We start from the raw sequence: 785 nt of genomic DNA, 5'->3' as shown, positions 1-785 counted from the left end.
TGTGTCCTGAATTTGTAACAAAAGTTGAAGTCCTTTGGTGTTATTTATTCAATGTAGATGGAATAACATTTATTTCTTTCTGGTAATAAAAAAGGTCGTATAAGTAAAAGTGACAGCAGGGCGATTTCTGAATATATGAAACAGAATTTCCCTGCTGTTTCTAAAAAACTTGAAATTATATGTCACAAAAGAAAACTGTGGTCTGTTACTATATATGTAAGATAAATTATCCGGGATACGATATTATTCTACTATGAGAGGCGGTGTCTTATGAATTATGAAAGAATGATAGTATTTATTATATGTGTGCTGTATATTATCTTAAGCACATTTGGGATGGCATATTATGGAAAGAGAAGCGGAAAAGGAAATTGGAAAATCTGGGCAGTCTTTCTTGTAACCAATATTATTGCAGTTAATTTAATTATAAAAAGCATGTCTGGTTCTACGATGACACAAATCAGTGAAAAAGCAGTTTCTGGTGAGCTGGGTACAGAAGTAGATATTCTGGAAAATGAAGGTATGGAGTTAGCGACATTTGATGGGAAAAATCATTACTATCGTGAAGGTAAAAAAATATTTTCTCTGGAAGATAAGAAGCACATTGTTACTGTACCAAATGAGTGTCGTAATTTTTCCGTGTCTGATAAATATATATATTGTGCAGTAGCCGACGGAGTGCTGCAATATGAAAAAGAAGGGAAACTAATTCAGAAAAGGAAAATCAGTCAGGGAATATCGGAAATATGGCTTTATACAGGACAGAAGAATCTGTATTGCTATGT

At 33.1% G+C, this 785-nt stretch carries 1 protein-coding gene; it reads left to right on the top strand.

Annotation, left to right across the window (positions count from 1 at the left end; genetic code table 11):
* Nucleotides 1-270: 270 nt before the first annotated feature.
* A partial coding sequence (locus tag DXC04_RS15400) for a hypothetical protein (protein WP_147366254.1) occupies nucleotides 271-785 on the top strand: 515 nt, incomplete at its 3' end.

It is taken from the genome of Dorea sp. OM07-5 (genome assembly GCF_003481355.1).
GTDB lineage: Bacteria > Bacillota > Clostridia > Lachnospirales > Lachnospiraceae > Dorea_D > Dorea_D hominis.
This window is presented reverse-complemented; position numbering and strand designations above follow the sequence as displayed.